The sequence below is a fragment of the Moorena sp. SIO3I6 genome, assembly GCF_010672095.1.
The window spans coordinates 23,480-45,169 of record NZ_JAAHHU010000045.1; the positions used below are offsets into that span (position 1 = coordinate 23,480).

The window sequence follows — 21,690 nt, forward strand, 5'->3', positions numbered from 1 at the left end:
CTCTCTAATAATCAAAGCCCTAGAGCTGAGACCGATGTTGATTTGTTTTTGATATCAGTAGGATTTGGAGTATCAGTAGAATTGAGAGAATTGGGTATGACCAGAAATAGATGCATTAAATCATTTTGTCTATAAAAGTTCTCGTTAGTGAATTCTGCGTGTCTTTCCAGGTCAAAATGTTCTTTGAAAACAGTGCGAAACTTTTTTTGGTCAAAACCTGTGCCGCAAACTAGCCAGAGCCGCGAGGAAATAGGTGGCAAGTTATTTAGTGCTTCCTCTACGTCAGGCTTTTTGACTTGAGCAGAAGGACAAAGTTTCTTCAGAGAATAGATCGGGGCATCTCCATTATAGTAATGACCCAGCGCTGAGGTCATTTTTGGCGAACCTATGGATAACACGATGGTATCACCAGGTTTTTCATTCATGCTAATTGTTTGCGCTACATTTCGCCAATCTTGGCGATCCTGCACGGTGTAATAGCGTATTAGCCCACTGCTAACGGTAATGGTATAGATAATTGCTACTGCGATCGCTAAACTCCGTTTCCAACGCCACAATCCCATCAAGCCAGCGGCCAGAATAATCAAAATGTATGGGGATAAAAACAGTATGTAACGGTCTATCCATAATCGTTTAGACACTAAAAAAATCATGACTGACGGTATAAACGCCCAAGCAGCAATCCAACACAGGCGTGGTTTGTGGTTTTTGTGGATGATGGCAATACCGACCAAGGCAGCTAATAGTAGACTGTAGGCTTGATAAAACAAGCTGCTGACCTTCGATGTGGAAGGAAATGGAAAGGCAGTAAAATTCTTTAACTTACGTAAAACATCCACAAAACTCGGAAATGAGTGTCGAGTAGCCGATGCATCAATTTTGGCGATGGGATTAAGGGCCTTGCTTAGGAAGGGCAGGCTTCCAGACACTAGAGATAACAAAGATGGTAACCACAACAGGATCACCAGCAACAGCCATTTGCCGAAAGCTAATAATGTAGCCCGTTGCTTGCGAAACCGAAACCATACCAACCAGATGTCCGCGAAGAGCAGGGTGGCATTGAGTGGGGCAGTTAGGTTTACCAACAGTCGTAGGCTAGCCCACCAAGCCATTGAGGTGGTAGTAGGATTCTCAAGAGCATGCACTAGCGCTAGGGTACCACCTAGACCGAGACAAGTGCCTAGGGTGTACATACGAACCATTTGGGCAAAATTGATGAACAGCGGCGATAGAGCTAAGAGGAGGGCAGCAATCAAGCCTGTTGGCTTTCCCGCTACACGACGACCAAGCTGGTAAGTTAGAAATACACTGCCCAATCCAAACAAGACAGACAACCCCCGCAACCAAGCATCGCTGGTGCCAAACTGCATCCAGAGCCACAGGAGGATGAAATACACTGGGCGGATTAGACCCAGATGGCCTGGTAAGCCTTTGGCATCATTAACACTGTAGAGTTCATCCACCCACAGGCTCTCTGTGCCGAGTTGATAGAGGTCAAACCCAGCCGCCAATAGCAAAATTAAGGCGATGGGAATCGATTCCCAAAGCCAATCGGCTTGGATTGAGGTTTCTGTTGAATTAAGTTTTTCTGCTTTCATGGATCTGACCAACCTTATCTACAATCAGTATTAAGAACCACCGTGATCAGACGAGGGTTCATCATGGCTCAGGAAAGATGGTTGATCGCCATCAACAAAGAACGATTAACCTCTTACCAAAGTAAATTGGGACACACGGCCATATTACTTATCAGCCTTGTTTTAGTCATTTATGCAAAAGATCTATTATTGTCTCGATAACCTGATCACCTGATCAGCCCATCACCCTTGGCCTCTATCTTGCCAATGGTTTTCTGCCGTCAGTTTTCCCAAACCCATACCATGCCAGTCCTACCAATGGTGTAAGTACTACGATTTCCCACAGTATTCCCAAGAAATTAGGAATACTCAATATGGTGCGCACCATACCCAATTCTGGATTAAAATAATCAAATCGGGCAAAGATGGTAATAGGTGAAATAAAATACTCTAGGGAAAAAGGCCAGAGTGCCTGGACTCCGAAAGGTGCTGTTGGGTCAGCTACTAGCATATCCAAGAGAATGTGGCTGCCATAAACTAGAGCTGCCCAAATTCCCCACCGGAGCCGATTTAACCTCCAACGTCCCACTAGCCAAGCAACGAAGATGCCAATTACGGCGGCTACTATCAAGCTGTGGGTGGCCTGACGGTGAAAAGCTCCTGGATTTCCAACCAGCAGCAATCCAGGCAGAATGTCTATGTCTGGCAAATTCGTGAGCAATACTGAACCATACAACAGCCGAGTTTGCTGATGCCAAGCTACATAAGGGCGTGCCAGAACAAATCCACAAATACCGGCTAATGTGTGTCCTACTGGTGATGGCATTTTATTAATTTTAATTGGTAATTGGTAATTTTAATTGGTAATTGGTAATTTATATTTGGTAATTGGTAATTTATATTTGGTAATTGGTAATTTATATTTGGTAATTGGTAATTTATATTTGGTAATTGGTAATTTATATTTGGTAATTTATATTTGGTAATTTATATTTGCTCTGACTATTGTTTATTGATCACCATTACACCTGATTACCTGATCATCCGATTACCCGATCACGACCTTACCTGATCACGACCTTACCTGATCTGAGTTAATCACCTTTACTTGCGCAAAGCGTATACAATTCCCCCCAGCAGCCCCTGAATTACCACGATTCCGTAAGCCAGCCAAGCAAAGGCAATGGCTTCGGATCTGGCAAAATTGTAGCCGTAAGCCGCAAAAAAGAATACAAATGCATTCTCACGGAGACCAATCGCGTTGATCGATACAGGCAACACCATGATCAAGGAGACTAGGGGAATGATCACAAAGAAACTAAGAAGGGGAACCGGTAAATCCAGTGCCTTGGAAATTAGGTAATAATGAGCGATGACACTGATTTGCACCATCAGTGACAACCCCATCGATATAGCCAAGGCATGTTTGCGGTTCCCAAAGGCTAGGAAAGCTTTAATAATATTCAATACCTTGTTTTTTATGGGGTGCCAAAAGGGTAGTTTTATCTTGCTAATAACCCTTGAAATCTTCTGAGAGGGTATGAAAATCATCGAGACTACAAGCATAATTGCTGCTGTACCTAGCATTACCCACAGGTGAAGTAATGGTAACTGGGCGATCAATGTCTGAGAAAAAAACAGCGCCCCGAGGCCAAACAGCATCAAACCCAGTAAACCGAGGAAACGATCCAAAAACACAGTGGCTAGTGCGACTGACTTGCTGGTTCCCAAGCGCCAGGCATCATAAGCCCTAATAGCATCCCCACCAATAGTGGAGGGCAAAAAATTACTGAAGAATATGCTGACCATGTAGGACTTATACAAATAAGGGATCCTAGCTTTCACATTCTGAGCCAAAAGCAGTACCCGCCACCGATGAGCTCTGATGTAGTAACTGGCTAAGTAGACCACAAACGCTGCTATTAAAAGAGGAATGTTGGCAGAACTCACAGCTAGGAAAATTTCGGGCAGATTTGTCTTGCGCAACGCCCAAGACAGTAGCACTATGGAAACGCCGCATTTAATTATCGTAAGAATCAATTTTTTCCTAGCAGCTAACCTTTTTTCCATTGTTTTTTAGTTTATGGACTGTAGTAATTCCAAGTCATCTTACTGCGGCGGTACTGGTTTTGAGTCCATAGCCGTGGGCGATCAAGATTGGGATTAGCTTCGGGGTTGCTGTAAATGTGCAGCTGATTCCCATTGAGAACCATCACCTCTTCCCGCCAATCCCCAGACACATCAGCAACGTAAAGTCTCGCCGCCTGTTCTTTGAACCGATGGAGAAATTCTCCACTCAGGGCATCGAAAATGCCTACGTCTCCTGGTTTATGGCGCTCTTTGACAGCCACTAATTGCCTCGACTCTCCTGTCCAATCAATCGGGAAGATCACCTCTACACCTTTTTCTGTCCATCCCTTGGGAGCAACATCATCCATTTGATAGTCAGCAATCAGTTGACCTTGGGCATCAAATACAAAGGGTTTCTGGTGCTTGTTGTAACGGCTGCGGCACCACACTTCTAATCCCGGTCGTTGGGGGTCAAAATCACCAATGGCAGCATTTTGTGGTTCTTGATGCTTGTAGTGGGTTTTCCAAATTACGCGATCGCGGTTATAAAGGAAAACCCGATTGCCACCCCCCTCTTCCAGAGCTACCACCTCTAATCCTGGGATGTCTGGACGCACATCAGCCACAAACAGGGAGTCAATATGACCTTTTATGGGAATTCGCACCAGTAGCTCTCCTAATGGTGATATAATCGTCCCGCCCAAAACCTCATCTTTGCCATCTCCGTCGAGATCTGCCACCCGTGCCCCATTGTGGGCATTGGCAAGGAAATCATCTCGGGTCCACAAAGGTTTAAGGTTTTCACCTTTGAGTAGGTTGTCTAGGGAATAGGCTGCTAGATAACGACCCATACGGTATCCTTCAGCATTAGTGGTCTGAAGTAGTAAATCGCGATCGCCTTTGCCCCGGAAATTGGCTACTACTAGGTGCTCCCAACCCTCTGTACCTTCTAGAGATGGGAGTTTTATAGTTTTCTGAGTCTCTCCATTAACCCCCTCAACAATATGAAGGGTATTGTCCTTGGTTAAAAACAGAACTTCTGTCTTTTGATCTCCATCTACATCAGCTGCTTGGACACCTGGTCCATGAGTTCCAGGTAGTCCGTTTTGCTCCGACTTCCCTACCACTTGAATGTTGATCTGCTTTGCCCAGAGCTTTTTTCCAGAATGATCGTGAACTGCAATATAATCTGACTTAGTGATGATAAAATCTTGTTGGCCGTCATCGTTAATATCTGTTGTAATCAGCCCACCAATACGCCTGTCTGGAGCTGGTCCACCTACAGGAATGACTAGGGGTTCAATTTGAGAATAAGCTAAACTATTAGCCTGAGTCCTTGATTTTTCCGTGCTGGACTGACTCACACATCCCAAGTTGATAAAACTGAACAATAAAAATGCTGAAAATAGACCAAAATCCCATCTGTTTTTGCGGGATTGGTATCCTAAACTAGGGTTTTTTATATTCTGTTGATCCATTTTGATAACTCTCCGCAAGCTCTACCTTGCGCCAGCTTCGTACCTGTGCTGGCACACCCATCGCGATCGCGTATGCTGGAATGTCTTTGGTTACTACTGCACCCGCACCGACTATTGCACCTGTACCAATAGTTACCCCATCCAAAACAATCACATGTGCTCCTAGCCAGACATCATCACCGATGTGTACACCACCCTTAGTTGCTAGTGGTTGTTGGACAATTGGGATGTCAGTACGATCAAATTGGTGACTAACACCACCTAAATAGCAACGACCAGCGAAAATGCAGTGCTGACCAATATGGACTTCGGTAGTCGAGTCAATGCGGCACTCTGCACCAATATTGGCATGGGCACTGATAAAAATAGAGCCAGCACGGGTCTTGAGTTGAGCCGAGCGACCAATTTGCACCCCATCACTAATCTCAATCCGCTCATCTTCAAAACCCCTTACGGACAGTACTGCATAGTCATCGAGTACCACATTGCTACCCAGGTGAATACGACCCGGTGCACGCAAGGTGAGGTGATGACCGAAGAGTGCATTCTTCCCCACACTACCGAATAACTGCGGGTATAAGATGCGCCGCAGCCCTAGCCCAAGAGCACCAGGGAGTTGACCTACCAGCAGCGTCAGCAGTTCATATTGTAGAAGTCGCCTCCAACTACGATCACCTAAGACTAAATCCTGATACTTTTTTATAAACGAGCTTTTACTATCAGCTGATACAGCGCTGAAGCGAAACTGTTCATGTTTACTAGTCATCACCATTTTCTCCGTATTTGTTCGTCACTTCCATCGGTACTCCCTCACGGATGGGGTGACCGTCACTGACGAACGGATAAAGTAGACTACCAATTCCAGCATGGAACAGGGTCTTTGCTCTCAACAGCAATGCCGTTGAAAATGCTAGTGCAGGGGTAGCACCTACCAACCCAAGAGTGAAGCTGTAGGCAAACTCCATCAGACCAATACCTCCAATCGAGATTGGTAAGTTCATGATAAAGAGGATAACTGGCACTGCTACGAGCATGCTGACAAAATCGATCTTGGAGCCGAAGGCAAGTGCACTAACCCAGACATTCATGACCGCTAAGAAGTAGAAGATTAGAGAATTAATTAGAGCCCCCCAGATTGCCCCTGGGTCACTCTGATAGGCCAGCACTGCTTGCCGAAATTTCTCAATCTTGACGAAGAGTTTCTGCAGCAAGGGTACACGCCTTGCCAATAGCTTCTGGGTCAACCGGAATGGTCGTTGGTCAATAATCAACCAGCAGATCAATGCAATGCCTATTGACCCCATGGCAAGGCCAATAGTCAACCAGGGCAGGTTGAACAGATGCAGGTTGACCACTACTGCCACCATTGCTAACAAGACCAGGGTGGCCAAACCAGTGAAACGTTCCACAAAGACTGAGGCTACAGCATCGGCGTAGCGTCCAGTGTAGCGCCCTAGTTGATGCATCCGGACCACATCGCCCCCAATGCTGCTTGGCAGCACCAGATTGAAGAATTGACCAACCATATAGTAAGCAAACAGCCGCCAAAGATTAACTGGCAAGCCACGAGAGCGCGAAAGCATGTACCACTTGAAGGCGCTAGATAGATTAAGCAACAGCCCAAACCCAATCGATGCCAACAAAAATGGTGGTTTGACGTGAACGAAGGTGTCTAACAAATCCCGCCGTCCGTCAGCGCTGAACAACCCTGCCTTGTGAACAACATATACTAATAGTGCAGTTGTGCCAGCAATGCGGACAAAACGTAGTGTCGAGTTTTTCGGCATTCCAAGAGCTTGTTAAAGATTTTTCATTGGTAATTTGTCATTTGTAATTAGTAATTAATAATTGGTAATTAGTAATTGGTAATTGGTTTACTATCTACTATTACCAGATTGAGGTTTTGGAGTTTTGCTCATCTATACTGATCATTAGATTTACCTTACTTACTTGATGTCAATTATTTATTGGGTATCCAAGGCAGGGTCTTGTTTTTGCCTTTTTTTTGCTTGTTTGCGTAAGCGCCGTGCAGCCTTGAAGGCTTTGTAGCGCATTTTCACTGCTGTAAACACTTCCCCAAACCGTGAGAAAAAGATGGCCAGCATCAACTGGCGCATCCATTTGCGCTTAGAGAAAATAAAGGTAGCCTGACGCAAACCCTCGTGACGGTGGTCTTCTTTAGTTGGTGGGGAAATCGGTAAATGGTACTGGGGTGCAGATATTCCCTGGGCTTCACGCCACTGGATACGCACGAAGGGAGAGACACGTTTGTCACGGTAGAGGTGATCAAAACTGGCTTCCACTTCCTGCTTACCTAAAGGCATAGCGGTAATATAGCCCGATTCACGCATCTGTTGTAAAATCTTTTGACCACGTTCCGTGCGGCACATGACCATGCTTGTACCTTCCGGGTGTAGGTACTCGCCATCCTCACCGCGCACCCAGAAGTCGGAAACTGAAATATCCGCAAACTCAGCACTATAGTCAGGACACATCAGGCAACGCTGGGGTGTATAGAGATGGTAGAGGTAATTATAGGCACCATCCTTGTAATCAAACCTGTGCAGGTCGAGGCGCTGACCGTCGAGGGTTTCGATCTGAAACTTGCCAGGGAAGTTACCACCACGATAGAAGAAGCGCTTGATCTTCTCTTGGGGAAGACGACGGTGGGATAGCAACTCAGTAGTACCTTCTTTTTCTAGGGTGCCGTGGCAAGCTAAGCCAATGGTGAAGATTTCCCGACGTACCAAAGGCTTATAGACCTTCTCCAATTTCCGTAAACCCTCAATCTGACAGCCTACACCGACAAAGGCAAACTTGCCTTCCAGTTTTTTGACGTCACGTATGACTTTGGCATGGGGTACAACACAATACTTGGAGCCAGCCGTGGCGCGAATTTCTGCCTCGGTGCGGCAAATCACAGGTGTGGGTGTGATGGGATCATCGGGCTCATAACCCACAGTCAGGGCAGCATCAATTATCCCTTCTTTGACCATACCAATCAGCAGTTGGGAAACGAGTCCACCACCACTACCTTCTGCCTGCACCTGGGGATTGTTAGCAAAAGTCAAAAAGGCGCTCTCGTAAATGCCACCAAGCCCCTCTGGTGCCTGCTCAACGCCGAACATTTTCTTATACTGAGCAGTGTAGTCAAAGTCTATACCGGGACAAACTTTTACACAGAGTCCACAGTCAACACAGGTTTTAGTATCAATAACTGGGTATCGGTGTTCGTCAAAGGAAATGCAGTCTACAGGGCAGATGGGATCGCAAGCACCGCAACGGGTACACAGATCCTTGGGAACCACATACAATGGCTCAGTCTGCTGCTGTTTGTGAAGTGGCAAATAGCCATCTTCAGACATGCTTAATTCTGTTGCCTTCGATTTTTTCAAATAATTTTACCTCTCTGTACTCAAAGGATGAGTAGACAATGGCTCAAGCGGTAACTTGCACCTCAGATTGCTGCCTCTGGGCCAACAATTGGCTCACCAGTTCAACGCTACTGCGGGCTTTAGCTTGCTCCCGCTGCACCAGTGGTGTCATGGCCGCTCGCGTTTCATGGCGCTGTTCCCAAGCAGACTTAATTAAATTTGTCAAGGTGTTGGTGGTTAGTTCATCAAAGTTGATCAACCAGTTGTCCTGACCAATGGTTTTCATGAAGCCTGCTGTTTTAGGGTAGGAGTTAATGGCCACTACAGGGGTGAGAACTCCTGAAGCCAAAATTACGGAATGAGTCCGCATCCCCACATGGACTTCTACCCGCTGTAGCAAGCCAGCAATTTCCTGGTAGGTATAAGTAGCATTACTGATTACCCGGATGCGATCGCGCCGCTTGACATACTTCAAACTCTCGTTGGTAATCTTGGTATCCATGACTTGGGTGATGGTATACATAATCTCAATGTCTAATTCCTCAATCAGTCGGTCGAGAGTAGACCCGATTGCCTGCAAAAAGCGTTCGCGCCCAAAAGTCTTGTTATCCTTGCGCCAGTTATCGATGTAGGCATTGATATTGAAACCAATAGTGCCTTTCGGATTTTTGAAAAGCCCCTCTTTGCCTATGATCTCCTCCATGCGTTCTGTTGGTGGCGGGGTAGTGTTGATGGCGCAATCCGCATTGATGTAAACGTCCTGGTAATTCAGTTTCTGTTGGTCAAGCAGTTGCTTTGATTGCTCATCTCGCAGGATCAGCATTGGGCTAGCATCAAGAACTCTTTGCAAAGCATACTTGCCCAGTGATGTAGTAATTGGTCCTAGACTGGCGTTGTAAAGTGCGATCGCAATACCGCGTGCCTTACAAGCTGGGGCGATTAAGGAAATTGTGGAGAGATAGTTAAACAGTGGGTTGAGTAACTTGCGATCAAACAGAATGTTATCGGTTACTAGCACCAGATCAGCTTGCAACATTGCTCGGAAAGTTGGCAAACCAAAAATCTTAATAGCACCATTCCAAGGCATTAATCCAAGTGCCTTGAGATTGTGGTGGCCAAAATGGCGTTTGACGAAGCGTGGGTTGAGAGTTGGTACTATAAACAACGCATCGGGATGTGCTGCGGCAATATCATCGAGCAGATTGCCTAAAATAGCAGCATCTCCTGCATTGCGACCTGAAAAGTTACCGAGAACTGTAATTTTTTTCATTTTTTCCTCAATCACTACCAAATTATTACGTTTTCACGGGATGAACGATACAAATAGTTGTGCCAAGAAGTTAGGAATCAGAATACTAATCAGGATTTACTCATTCAACTTACTCATTCAGTATAACCAGCCAGTTTTCACTGATTGAATACCCATTAACCCAAATCAAAGAGATATCCATCCTTGGTCAAGATACCATTGGGCTAATTCCTTTAACCCTTCTTCATCGGAATGGACAGGCACAAACCCCAGTAAATTTATCATTTTGGCTGTGTTAAAGGAGCGGTCTTTCGTATAAAATGCTAGCCGTCTTCTATAAATAGGTGGTTCTATACCCAGGGGACGACAGATGAATTCCAAAAAATCCCCTAAGGCAAACAGTGGCGCAGCTGGCAAGCTAATGAATTTAAAGGAACTTCCATAGTATTCACTAATAATAGAGACCATTTCTTTAAAGGTTATCGCCTCCTTACTTCCACAAATAAAAACTTCTCCCACTGCTTTAGGATGGGTGGCTGATAGTATAAAAAAATTGGTCAAATCATCAACATGAATTAAGTGCAGTAAGTTACTGCCATTGCCAATTATTGGTATCCACTTACGGCAAACCATTTTGAAAATTTTTAAAAACCGTTTCTCCCCAGGACCGTAGATTCCTGACGGTCGTACCACAGTGACTGGTAAGCCTTCCTTTTTAGCAAAATCTCTGATCCACAGTTCTCCTTCTAGTTTGGTTTCCTGATATATATCTCCAGGATTCATTGGACAATTTTCATCACCAGGAGGATTTTCGACATGACCATGAACACCAATTGTTGAAACGTGAACAAAACGCTTAAACTCTGGTTCTTCTAAAGCGTATTTTGCTAGCAATTGTGTGCTTAAAACGTGGACATTATAGTAGACATTGTCAGCAGATTTAGCTTCTCGAAAAGGAGTTACAATATGAAATATATAGTTTACTCCTTTTATGGCTTTTTTGATTAACTCTTCATCAAAAACATCCCCTCTAATCCATTCAACTTTAAGGTCATTGAAAGGCTCAAGTTTAGAACTAGGACGTGCAATAGCGACGATATCTAAACCTTGTGCCACTAATTTACGTACAAGAACTGAACCTGTAAACCCTGTAGCTCCAGTCACTAAGACGCGACTGCCAGTTGGGAGTTTGAATTGAGGATCTTCCATATTCTACTTTCTGAGCTAACCTAAAAAATATTGGAATTTCACCAAGCAAGTTTATACAATTAATTTTAATCGGCATCTGGCTTAAGTCTTGGTAAGCTTTAAAATTACTGGTGAACCAAACAAATTAGTCAAGCCTGATAGTCGAGCTAACTTCTCCATAAATGAAGAGAAGCTAGGATATTTTAAAGCACGATGCAGTACCATAGGCACAAAGAATTGAGGATAGCGCTCAGCTTTGCTCAGACCAATAGATTTAAAAAATTCTAGAAGCTCATGTTCCTGATAACAGATAAACTCTCGTGTATTTCCTTCCAACCCTTTCTTGAACTTAAATAGATAGGGGGCAATAGCATTTACGCTCCTCACTGTAGGATAGTCTAGGATGACAGCTTGCTTTGCTACTCGATTTAGTTCTGTTAAAAAAGACTGCCATTGAGTGACATGAGCGAGGAATCGATAGCTGATCACAACATCAAAAGCTCCATCTGGGTAAGGTAGATCCAAAACATTGCCCACCTTGAAGGAACAAAGATTAGCATCAATAAAATTCTGAATCCTCCCCTTACAGACATCCGCACTACCAAGCACAGTTAGTTGATAACCATTTTGAATCAGAGCCCCTGTGAGTTGACCATGTCCTCCTCCCACATCAAGGATGGTGGCTTTAGGATAAGGAGTCAGCATTTTCAACGTAGCGTCTTCCTGGACTTTCAGTAGCCAAGCCCCAATTTCCCCGGCAAAACGGGAGGCATAATCCTCAGAAGATGTTTCGATATCGGCTGTTTCGGGAAAATCACCTGTAGAAACCACTGTTAAATTCCTTTAGTCATTTGTTTATTTTTAATTGCTATTTTTTTTAGACCGAATTGCTAATTGGTTACGAATAAATCGCCAGGGGTTTTCTAGAGAACCATACCCCTGAATAGGTGTCAGGGGATTCAGTAGCATTTCCTTGATATCTTTTCCTGGTTCTTGATTACTCAAGGAACCCTGGATAGTAAATCCAAAACTTCCAGGACGACAATATTCAGAAGCCAAAGGAAGTGGATCGCTTCCTGGTAATATCCGCCATCCTTTTTTCTCTGCTTGTTTGAACAAAACTGGTCGTGACCAGAATACAGGACGTCCACCATTGTCTCCTAGAAAAAGCTTGGGAAAATTATTGTCTTCCAAGAGCTTATTTAATAGTTTTCCCCGATTTCCGATCCATTTACCAACTCCCCAGGGTAGTATAGGGATTCCCCCAGCGGACAGAATTGCTTTAATGGTTACGTCTAAGGGTAAACCATCTTCAAGGTTTTGGTCAGTGATCAAGGCTAATACTTCCAGGTTTTCCGCTGTCACAATTTGGCGACCAGCAATTAAGAACATTCCTTGCCCTAAGGCGTTACAGGTATATAAGGATAAATCTTCCTGGGTACGGTGGAACATCCAAGTTTTTCCCTGGCTTACCCTAGACTGATTATTGTTTTGAGCTAAATCAGCTAACTTCTTATACCATTTTTGATGCTCTATTTCTGTCAATAACAATACAGCCTGAAAATTTTCTCCATCACCTGCTTGACCAGAAAATTGCTGGAAATTTTCCCAAGCTGAGGTCAGCAGTTGATCGATATCAAAACAGTCATGAAGGTGAACGTGACCATCAATTAGGATTAATTGATGGTTTTGAGCGGTAGCTACCATGGATTTCTGTTATAATTTCCCTGATTTCCATAAACTGGTGCTGCTTCCAGCAGATTCAGCTAAAATCTTGGACCAAAACCTCAACGGATCTTCTGGGCTAAACTTACCGGACCGTTAAGGGTTTCAATTCCAATACTTTTCTCCTGACTTAATACACCTCCAACATTAAAAATGTGATTAACCTTGTCTAACTCTAGCTCTATTTGTGACCGACTCCATCCTAATTCCGCCCCCATCACCTCAGCACAGATTCTGAGGGCCTCGTTTCCGGGATGACCAGCACTACCCAGTTCCGTTCGCCGGAACACCACATCACCTAATGTTTGAGCCATTTCCTCAACAACCCCATACAAGACTTCAGCTTTGAGTACAGCTAAATCATCAGTAGGTGTACAGGAGTGATCTGATCCTCGCTCCAAATATAGCAGTACATCTTGATAGGCACTACCGTAGTTATACACGAGGCGGCCCATTACCTCCTGCCCCAGTCCATAGGGTTGCTTAAAGATTGCTGTCTGCAAAAACACTTCAAATTGTTCGATGTGCCCACCGTAAATTGGCGTAACTGATGACAGGGACTTGGGAGGCTTTTGCCCCCATGACCGAAATACCTGGTTAACGACTTTCTCAGCCACATCTCTGGCAGTGGTATATTTCACCCCAACCACCGAGATCAATCCTGGCAATTCTTCTTTGGCATGATCGAAGATTTGATAGTTTTTAGCCAGTTGTGGCTCTCCGGTCTCAGTAATGCCAGTTCTAGGAAGCAAGCCACCATGGACGAAGGCGACATCAGCTTGGTTGAGTTTAACCGATGGCCATGCTTGGTTTATGTCATCGAGTAGGTTTTGAATATCCTGTTCAGTAATGTTGAAGTTATCCGGGTCTTGATCCCAAACAGCATAGGATGTACCGACCAGGGATTTACCACGCCAGGGCGCAATAAATAGTAAGCGAGACCCCTTGTTAACTATGGCATCGGAGTCACGATAGGAGTATGGCGTGGAAATACCCACAGCATAGCTTTGGCAGAGGGGACGGCGAATCACCAGGTTCATGGCTTTGGCAAGGGGAACTCTGGGTTGCTGCTGGGGTTGCTGCTGGGGTTGGTTTAGTAAACTTAACACCCGATTTGTCCATGGTCCGCTGGTGTTGACCACAGTCTTGGCGCGGATGTCGAATTGATTCCCAGTTAACACATCTTGCCCCTGAATACCCGTAACCCGATTTCCAGCTTGGAGAAATCCAGTCACTTCTACGTAGTTAGCCACCACTGTCCCAGCTTGCTCAGCTGAGCGTAGAAAAGAGAGGGTCAACCGTTCAGAGTTGTAGACCTGAGCATCATAAAAGACTGCTGCTCCAGTTAGCCCTTCCTGGGGAATTCCTGGAAGCAGCTGCTGACACTCTTGCTTAGAGATTACCCGACCATTGGATATGTGTTTTTGGGGATCGAGTTGGCGATTGCGATCGCAACTGATCAGGTCATTGATAGCAAGTGCCACAGATAGCACTTCTTTTCCCTTCATGCCATGGCCGTAGGTGGGAATCAATACTGGTAATGGATGAACTAAGTGAGGCGCAATCCGCATTAAACTGGTGCGTTCATGAATGGATTCACGCATCCTTTTAAGGTCAGCATGCTGGAGATACCGTAATCCTCCGTGGATAGTCTTCAAACTATTAGCAGAGGTAGCGCCACCGAAATCAGCTTTTTCTACCAAGGCTACTGACAATCCCCTGAGGGTTGCTTCCCAAGCTACGCAAGCTCCATAGATGCCACCACCGATCACTAATAGGTCGTAAGAGTTTCTGGCTAACTCTACTAGGTTCCTTTTCATTACTTGTCTTACACTAGGTGCTTACGCTATATGCTCTACTAACTCGTGATGTAGCCAATCATAAAGACTGTTTAATTTTTGCCGAAAAGCCGCATAAGTATGCCTTTTTTCAATCAATTTCTTGCCAGCACTGCCCAGCCTCAGTCGTAGCTTTTCATCAGCGATCAGAGCCACCATTCCCTCCGCGAAAGCTTTGGCCTCTGGGCTCCTCAGCAGAGCAACGTGATTGTCTAGCAACTGGGTATGGGTTGGCAAATCTGTGGCTAACAAGACTTTACCACTATCGAGATAGGAGTAGAGTTTCATCGGGGTATTTTTACCCTTAGTTCTCGGAGAGACTAAAATATCAGCTTGCTCCAGATAGATAGCCAGATCATCAACTGGTTTCGGTCCTAAAAAATGGACATGTTGTTGCATGCCAAGACAGTGAGACTTATTCGTGTATTTCCGAATGTCGTCCGCTTCTCCACCGATAATGACTAACTCAGCCTGATCAGTCTGCTCAAGGGTCAACGCAAAGCTGTCTAGAAGTAGGTCAATCCCCTGATAAGTCTCCAGATTGCCTACATACATCAGGAGTAGATTATCGATTGCTAGCTCACGTCTCAAATTACTATACATAGTACTATACATAGTTACACCAATGTTGAATCTTGAATTTGAATCTTGAATTTGAATCTTGAACTTGAAACTGTTGAATTTGTCAGCAACAATTTACAATAACCTGCACATTTTTACGATAATTATCTTTCTTTACAAAATAAAACTTAGTCTTAGGGCATCCTAACAATAGGTTTTGTTGATCATTAACAATTATTAGTTAATTTATTATCCTCCAATTCTAAAGTCTAGAGGGTTTCAATATTTAGTCTAACTTTAACTACTTTTTAGGAATTTGTTAAAAATTAGAGTTAAGCAAGGATATATCTGGAATAACTACAGTTTTTCTGGGCTTGTACTTTTGAATATCTGCTGCCAAAGCATCGCAAACTGAAACCACGACTTTGGCATTCTTCACAGCCAGTCCTTCAAAAAAGTTGAATACTGACGAAAAAATATGTAGCAAAGGATACTTTTCAATCATTTGTTGGGCTATAGATGAATCCATGTCATAGATATAGGGAATCTTACACAGGATTTTGAGCCCTAAACCAATAAAGACGGATTCTTCTCCAGCATGAACCAAATCGTAGCGTTTCTTAGTCACTAGGCGAATTACAGCAAGCAACATGAAAACATCACAGACGATTTTCTTCCAGGAGAAGCCTGGTCGTATATTCCGAACCCAAGGAAGCTTAGGGGTTCGGTATATCTTGATATTTTCATAATTGATGTCACGCCCTTCAGGATAAGTCACGACATCAACTTTGTCTCCCCGTTCAGAAAGCACTTTCAAGACCAGGTTGACTGCGATGGGTGTGCCACGATTCTGATAAAACGGATGAGGAGCGAGCAATAGAATGTTCATCCTACTGACATTTCGTTGATCATAGGAGACTGGTTTATTATCCCAGACAGTCCATTTATCCCTGCTGCTTTTGACCTCAAGCCGATCTCTAAGCCGATTAGTTTTGCTCTTTAAATACACGTTGATCTCCCCCTATGTTATTCAAAGCACCCTGAGCAAGAGCGCCCGCTTTCCAAGCCAGCTTGATTAAAGCTTCACTATTGCTCAGTAATTTTACGGTAGAGCTTAAAATAATTTAACAATAACCAGTGGTTAATTTCAGCTATGACTAACAGCCTTCACTGAGCAAGAATGTATGACTCAATGGTAAACACCGATATAAATGGATTAAATAATTGTTTAACTAGAAACTCAAACTGCTCCTAATTTATTCCCTGAGGATGAACCTTACTGCACAACTAAGTGTTATGCAGAACTGGTTTTAAGGGATTTTTTATCCAAAAAAATTCTCTTTTAATTAAACCCTAAACAAATTATACAAATCAACGAGTAATCTGGAGCTTAATGAAATCTTGATGAGAAACTTCATATAATCTTTAAAAATTGCCAATCTTCAAGAAATCCCTTTGGTTGGTGGCTAAGCTAATATGCATTTAAATTTGAGTACGAGCCACTTGTGCAAAAGCTGGTCTAGCATCTGAGCATCTCCCGATCTCCCCATCCTCATAAGGGTAGGTTTTTTACAAAGACCTTAGGTGTGGGGTGACCGGGTGTGGGGTGACCGGGTGTGGGGGATAAGAAAATATACCTAATTTGTTGTTAAAAATCATCATTGTCTTGATGGAACTGCCGTGGTTTCCCCCACTCGCGCTCTGGTACTTGACAATATTTCCCCCACTCGTGCTCTGGATAAAGACAATAAAAGTACGTACTCGCCCCTTTGTAAAAAACCTACCCCTGTGAGATCTCCCCATCTCCCCATCTCCCTATCTCCCCAAAGCACCCCCATTCACAATTTAAATTGTGAATGGGGGCTGATGATACTTTGGTTAGCCACTAACCAACTGGATTTCTAAGTGATATCACTAAGGTTGCTCAACATTAGAGGACACCACTTCTCTGACCCGATAAATCGGTCTTCCCTGAGATTCGTGGTAAGTACGCATCAGTAGTTCCCCCAGTAGACCAAGACTAAACAGTTGTACACCAGTCGAGATCAAAAGTACTGCCAAGATCAGTAAAGGCCGATCCCCGATTTCTTGATTCAGTCCTAGCTTGAGAATGGTCAGATAAGCCCCAATGATTATGCCCGTGCCTAGGGAACTCAGACCTAGTAATCCAAATACATGCATGGGTCGGGTGAGGAATTTCTTCATGAAGAAGATGGTCAACAAATCCATTAGCACCCGGAACGTTCGCCCCAGACCATACTTGCTACTACCATAGCGACGAGCATGGTGACGCACGGGTAACTCGGTAATTCTTGCCCCTTCAATAAATGCTAAGGCTGGTAAAAACCGATGTAACTCACCGTAGAGGTTCATGTCCGCTACCAATTCCGAGCGATAAGCTTTCAGAGAACAGCCATAGTCATGGAGTTTAACCCCAGTGGTGCGTGCAATCAGCCAGTTGGCAATTTTGGATGGCAGTAAGCGAGTTACAGCCGCATCCTGCCGATGTTTGCGCCAGCCACTAACCAAGTCATAGCCTTCCTCAAGTTTGACAAGCAGCATGGGAATGTCAGCTGGATCATTTTGTAGGTCACCATCTAAGGTAACAATGGCACGACCCCGAGCATAATTAAACCCAGCTGCCATGGCAGCTGTTTGACCATAGTTACGACGCAAAATTACCCCTCGCACATTAGGGCGGGAGAGGACTTGCTCCTTGAGCAGTTGGGTGGAACCATCTGTAGAGCCATCATCGACACAAATCAGCTCATAGCTGAGCTGAGTATCGGTTAAGCTGGATGCGATCGCATCAATCAGGTGGGGCAAACTCTCCACCTCATTGTAGATTGGTACCACCACTGATAGGTCTGGTGTGATGTTATTGCCAGACCAGTTCTGGGCATTTAATTGCCCTTGTTTAATTAAGGAAATTTCCATAGGATGCCCCAGGTTGAGTAATATCCAATCCGGTTTAAACTGTAAGCATATATTATTGATGGTCTACTCTAACTTTTGGGGATATGTCAAGGGATTAGGCACATTTATAGACCAAATTCATCAATCTTTTAAAGTTGAAGGTTTGTTGAAGGTTTGTTGTTCGCGTAGCGTGGCCTATTGGCCAAGGTGGCTGGTTTAAGGGTCAAGGGTAAGCTATCAGCTATAGCAGAAGTCAGAAGTCAGAAGTCAGAAGTCAGAAGTCAGAAGTCAGAAGTCAGAAGTCAAACTCTTGCGCTTACTTAGGTTTGAGACTTTTGTCATGTCCGCGCCTGCCCTGGCGACTGCTATATCAGCTAATGGGCTACCTCCCAGCGTCGTTCGCACAGCGTGGCCATTCGCGTAGCGTGGCCTAAAGGCCAAGGCCAAAGCCTGAGCCACGCACGCTACTTGAGGTGCTTTTGTATAAAATAAGCTGACCACTGACCGCTGACTGCTTTCAGCTTACTAAGTTGTAGATTCAACTGACTGTAAAATCCCATCTTCTAACTGATAAATTGCTGTCATAATCCCAGTTTCTGGATTGTTCAACAGAGATTTTTTGACCTGTTGTAAGTATCCTAATATATTGCTGCGTAAAATAGGTTTCTCTACTTTCAGGGTGTGACGGTAATCCCAAACATCCCAAATCAATAAACCGATACCAGCCAGGGGATCAATGATACTTGCTCCTAATTCAGTTGCCACTAAACCACCAGTTTTTGCGGCCATTTTGCTAGCGGCTTTCCCAGCTAGTTTGCTGCTAACTTTACTGGCTACTTTTCCTCCCATGGAAACCAGGATAGGTTTAGCTACCAAGTAACCACTACCGCCAATTAACAATTTCAGGGAAATATTGGATAGGTTTCCTTCCGTATCATTAATTGTGGTCGAAATTTCGTTAATATATCTATCCCACTGACCTTGAGGAATTTGATATTGGCTTTGGATGTCACTAAGATTGTTGCCCAACTCAGCCATATATAATTCAATCGTATCATTCGTGATTAGTTCCATCCTCATTTGAGCATTCTGAGGAACCAGTACTCGTTTAGAAAATTCTTTTTGGAATGTCTCGGTAAGTTTGGCGTCAATGGCTTGCTTGCCAGAGGGAAGGTTGGGATTGATTTGATGCATGATAGCCGACGCTCCCCACATAAACGGAACTGAAAGCTCCATCTTTTTTTGATTGAAATAATCAAAATACCAATCCAAAAAACTATCTACACGGGGGATTAACTCTGCTTCCCAAACATCTAACTCCTGGGCGGCAAAGGCTTCAGCACTGGCGTGAGATTGTTTGACGGCATCAGCAACTGCTTGATTAACTTTACTAAAGTCGGGATGAGGTTCAATAACAACTGTTGATTCAGCAGAGGGGGTAATTTGAGCCGGATTGCTCGAATGGGGGATGATAAGTTTGGTGACTAAGGGAATGAATACAATAATAATTACTACAGTCCAAATCAGTGGAGCCACTGACTTAATCAGTTGGGTAAAGGCTTGGATGCGCTCTGTCTTTTGGGTATAAGTTACTTCCTCTTCCTGACTCATAGTGATTTCTCCACTGATTTAGGACTAGTATATTTTATACTATTGTAATCAATTTTTTGGTAAGCATTCAGCTATCAGCTATCAGCTATCAGCTATCAGCTATAGCCAAGGGAACAGGGAACAGGGAACAGGGAACAGGGAGCAGGGAGTAGGGAGTAGGGAGTAGGGAACAGGGAACAAAAATTCGCACAATTCCTACACGGATTGCTATATCAGCTATCAGCTAATGCCCATGCTACTTGAGGTGCTATCAGCTATCAGCTAATGCGCTACTTGAGGTGCTACTTGAGGTGCTATCAGCTTGTGAATAAAAGAGGTAAGCTTTGGCCTTTGGCCACGCTACGTTAGGTCCGATGCGTCGAAGCCTGTGCCACAAACTAGAAGCCTGTGCCACAAACTAGAAGCCTGTGCCACAAACTAGAAGCCTGTGCCACAAAGCTGACGGCTGAATGCTGACGGCTGAATGCTGACAAGCTCACTGGCGATCGCTTAGATAATAGCGATTACCCAGGTACAAAGCTGCTGCTATAGCTAATCCTGGCAAGGTAATAACCGCTGCCCAAGGAGAGCGTAACCAATTCACTTGCTCAGCTCTTATGTAGTTAATGGACTTCTTGTACATACAAGATTCAGCTGGACTAACTGAACCCAACAAAACAGCACTGGCAATTCCAGTGGTTGATAGGAAAGCAATCAAGGTTAATTTGGGTTTGAGCATTGTTGAGATTCCCCGCTAGTGTTACTTGGGTAATTGTCCTTAGTCTAGCTTTGTTTATGCGATCGCAGGTTGTTCGCCCTTGGCGTTCGGTGTCGGGTAGGTTAGCTGGTTGTTCGCGTAGCGTGGCCTATTGGCCAAGGTTGCAGGTGGTGTTTTCTATTCCCTGCTGCCTGCTCCCTGTTCCCTAAAAACCTCACCTAATTGAAAACCGCTATATTAAAAACCAAAGAGATATATCACGATCGATAATCATGGATACCATTACCCTAGACTTAAAGGGAATCGTTGAACTAACTGATGAGCAATTTTGGCAATTTTGTCAAGATAACCGTGACTATCGCTTTGAACGTACTGTATTGGGAGAAATTGTGATCATGTCTCCAACTGGTGGAGAAACCAGCAATCGCAATGCTGATCTGATTTATCAATTACAAGCATGGAATAGAAATCATAATTTAGGGGTTGTTTTTGACTCTTCTGGTGGATTTAAACTACCTAATAATGCCGACCGCTCTCCTGATGCGTCATGGATAACTAAAGAAAGATGGGACACTTTGACTCTACAGCAAAAACAAAAGTTTGTGCCTTTGTGTCCTGATTTTGTGGTTGAGTTGCGCTCTCCTACTGATTCTCTCAAGAGATGTCTTGATGCAGTCGCTCATGGGGGAAACCACGGCAGTCGCTCATGGGGGAAACCACGGCAGTCGCTCATGGGGGAAACCACGGCAGTCGCTCATGGGGGAAACCACGGCAGTCGCTCATGGGGGAAACCCCCAAGACCGCGCTGCCTCCCCAAGACCGCGCTGCCTCCCCAAGACCGCGCTGCCTCCCCAAGACCGCGCTGCCTCCCCAAGACCGCGCTGCATCGCTACAAGCAAAAATGCAGGAGTATCAGGAAAATGGAGCGCGTTTGGGTTGGTTAATCGATCGGGAAAATAGGCGAATTGAGATTTATCGTCAGGGGAAACCAGTAGAAATTTTAGAATTTCCGACAAGTCTATCTGGAGAAGAGGTTCTCCCTGGTTTTGTTTTGGATTTAAGCAGTATTTGGTAAGTGGATCTAGGAAAGGGAATAGGGAGTAGGGAGTAGGGAGTCGGGAGTCGGGAGTTGGGAGTCGGGAATTGCGTAGGGTGGCTTAGAGACCGGCTCGCCAAAGATTGATAACGGGCAAGATGCCCATGCCACCAACATGCCCATGCCACCAACATGCCCATGCCACCAACATGCCCATGCCACCAACATGCCCATTCCACCAACATGCCCATGCCACCAACATGCCCATGCCACCAACATGCCCATGCCAGCAACATGCCCATGCCACCAACATGCCCATGCCACCAACATGCCCGTTCCACCCACCAGGTCAACACTACTAAAACACGAA

General features: G+C 44.6%; 22 protein-coding genes and 1 pseudogene. 3 read left to right on the forward strand and 20 right to left on the reverse strand.

Going from position 1 to position 21,690, the window contains the following annotated elements; genetic code table 11:
- Positions 1-11: 11 nt before the first annotated feature.
- From F6K49_RS15330 to F6K49_RS15420, 19 genes are all read right to left on the reverse strand, one after another.
- Entirely contained in the window at positions 12-1,598 is a 1,587-nt protein-coding gene (locus F6K49_RS15330) for a glycosyltransferase family 39 protein (RefSeq protein ID WP_293018289.1), read from the reverse strand.
- Between the two features lie 235 nt (positions 1,599-1,833).
- Positions 1,834-2,403: a metal-dependent hydrolase gene (locus F6K49_RS15335; RefSeq protein WP_293018291.1), complete on the reverse strand. Its 570-nt coding sequence runs from the start codon at positions 2,401-2,403 to the stop codon at positions 1,834-1,836.
- 278 nt (positions 2,404-2,681) lie between these two features.
- The gene (locus F6K49_RS15340) at positions 2,682-3,647 is read right to left on the reverse strand and encodes a lysylphosphatidylglycerol synthase transmembrane domain-containing protein (protein WP_293079870.1); all 966 of its coding nucleotides are present in this window, start codon (positions 3,645-3,647) and stop codon (positions 2,682-2,684) included.
- Between the two features lie 11 nt (positions 3,648-3,658).
- Positions 3,659-5,125 (reverse strand): hypothetical protein, encoded by a 1,467-nt coding sequence (locus tag F6K49_RS15345; RefSeq protein ID WP_293098009.1) that lies wholly within the window; start codon positions 5,123-5,125, stop codon positions 3,659-3,661.
- A complete protein-coding gene (locus tag F6K49_RS15350) occupies positions 5,097-5,891 on the reverse strand; it encodes an acyltransferase (protein ID WP_293065120.1) in 795 nt (264 codons plus the stop codon). Before F6K49_RS15350 ends, F6K49_RS15345 begins: the two co-directional genes overlap by 29 nt.
- Positions 5,884-6,912 (reverse strand): lysylphosphatidylglycerol synthase transmembrane domain-containing protein, encoded by a 1,029-nt coding sequence (locus tag F6K49_RS15355; protein WP_293098012.1) that lies wholly within the window; start codon positions 6,910-6,912, stop codon positions 5,884-5,886. The genes F6K49_RS15350 and F6K49_RS15355 overlap by 8 nt, the downstream gene beginning before the upstream one ends.
- Before the next feature lie 177 nt (positions 6,913-7,089).
- A complete protein-coding gene (locus tag F6K49_RS15360; RefSeq protein ID WP_293018303.1) occupies positions 7,090-8,520 on the reverse strand; it encodes a Coenzyme F420 hydrogenase/dehydrogenase, beta subunit C-terminal domain in 1,431 nt (476 codons plus the stop codon).
- A 43-nt stretch (positions 8,521-8,563) separates the two neighbouring features.
- Positions 8,564-9,769 (reverse strand): polysaccharide pyruvyl transferase family protein, encoded by a 1,206-nt coding sequence (locus F6K49_RS15365; protein WP_293018305.1) that lies wholly within the window; start codon positions 9,767-9,769, stop codon positions 8,564-8,566.
- A gap of 165 nt (positions 9,770-9,934) precedes the next feature.
- Positions 9,935-10,957, reverse strand: a complete 1,023-nt coding sequence (locus F6K49_RS15370; protein ID WP_293098015.1) for an NAD(P)-dependent oxidoreductase — start codon at positions 10,955-10,957, stop codon at positions 9,935-9,937.
- Between the two features lie 81 nt (positions 10,958-11,038).
- Positions 11,039-11,767 carry a class I SAM-dependent methyltransferase gene (locus F6K49_RS15375; RefSeq protein WP_293098018.1) on the reverse strand — a complete coding sequence of 243 codons (729 nt, stop codon included), beginning with the start codon at positions 11,765-11,767 and terminating at the stop codon, positions 11,039-11,041.
- 30 nt (positions 11,768-11,797) lie between these two features.
- Complete coding sequence (locus tag F6K49_RS15380) at positions 11,798-12,643, reverse strand: hypothetical protein (protein WP_293098023.1); 846 nt, start codon at positions 12,641-12,643, stop codon at positions 11,798-11,800.
- Positions 12,644-12,723: 80 nt separating this feature from the next.
- On the reverse strand, positions 12,724-14,481 hold the full coding sequence (locus tag F6K49_RS15385; protein ID WP_293098029.1) for a glycerol-3-phosphate dehydrogenase/oxidase: 1,758 nt from the start codon (positions 14,479-14,481) through the stop codon (positions 12,724-12,726).
- A gap of 21 nt (positions 14,482-14,502) precedes the next feature.
- Complete coding sequence (locus tag F6K49_RS15390) at positions 14,503-15,114, reverse strand: glycosyltransferase family 4 protein (RefSeq protein ID WP_293018314.1); 612 nt, start codon at positions 15,112-15,114, stop codon at positions 14,503-14,505.
- A 265-nt stretch (positions 15,115-15,379) separates the two neighbouring features.
- The gene (locus tag F6K49_RS15395) at positions 15,380-15,949 is read right to left on the reverse strand and encodes a glycosyltransferase family 4 protein (RefSeq protein ID WP_293018316.1); all 570 of its coding nucleotides are present in this window, start codon (positions 15,947-15,949) and stop codon (positions 15,380-15,382) included.
- A 769-nt stretch (positions 15,950-16,718) separates the two neighbouring features.
- Complete coding sequence (locus tag F6K49_RS15400; protein ID WP_293098036.1) at positions 16,719-16,871, reverse strand: hypothetical protein; 153 nt, start codon at positions 16,869-16,871, stop codon at positions 16,719-16,721.
- Between the two features lie 103 nt (positions 16,872-16,974).
- A complete protein-coding gene (locus F6K49_RS15405; RefSeq protein WP_293018320.1) occupies positions 16,975-17,997 on the reverse strand; it encodes a glycosyltransferase family 2 protein in 1,023 nt (340 codons plus the stop codon).
- Between the two features lie 267 nt (positions 17,998-18,264).
- The gene (locus tag F6K49_RS15410) at positions 18,265-18,477 is read right to left on the reverse strand and encodes a hypothetical protein (RefSeq protein WP_293079888.1); all 213 of its coding nucleotides are present in this window, start codon (positions 18,475-18,477) and stop codon (positions 18,265-18,267) included.
- Positions 18,478-18,501: 24 nt separating this feature from the next.
- Positions 18,502-19,587 carry a hypothetical protein gene (locus F6K49_RS15415; protein WP_293098046.1) on the reverse strand — a complete coding sequence of 362 codons (1,086 nt, stop codon included), beginning with the start codon at positions 19,585-19,587 and terminating at the stop codon, positions 18,502-18,504.
- Between the two features lie 475 nt (positions 19,588-20,062).
- Positions 20,063-20,305 (reverse strand): hypothetical protein, encoded by a 243-nt coding sequence (locus F6K49_RS15420; RefSeq protein ID WP_075898082.1) that lies wholly within the window; start codon positions 20,303-20,305, stop codon positions 20,063-20,065.
- On the opposite strand from F6K49_RS15420, the gene F6K49_RS15425 reads away from it, so the two are divergent.
- From F6K49_RS15425 to F6K49_RS15435, 3 genes and pseudogenes are all read left to right on the forward strand, one after another.
- On the forward strand, positions 20,305-20,493 hold the full coding sequence (locus F6K49_RS15425; RefSeq protein ID WP_293098053.1) for a hypothetical protein: 189 nt from the start codon (positions 20,305-20,307) through the stop codon (positions 20,491-20,493). The genes F6K49_RS15420 and F6K49_RS15425 overlap by 1 nt on opposite strands.
- 63 nt (positions 20,494-20,556) lie before the next feature.
- A complete protein-coding gene (locus F6K49_RS15430; RefSeq protein ID WP_293098059.1) occupies positions 20,557-21,228 on the forward strand; it encodes a Uma2 family endonuclease in 672 nt (223 codons plus the stop codon).
- A pseudogene (locus tag F6K49_RS15435) lies at positions 21,174-21,359 on the forward strand (Uma2 family endonuclease); the annotation flags it as partial. The gene F6K49_RS15430 and the pseudogene F6K49_RS15435, both read left to right, overlap by 55 nt.
- 6 nt (positions 21,360-21,365) lie before the next feature.
- Here F6K49_RS15435 and F6K49_RS15440 read toward each other — a convergent pair.
- On the reverse strand, positions 21,366-21,690 hold a 325-nt coding region (locus tag F6K49_RS15440; RefSeq protein WP_293098065.1), incomplete at its 5' end, for a hypothetical protein.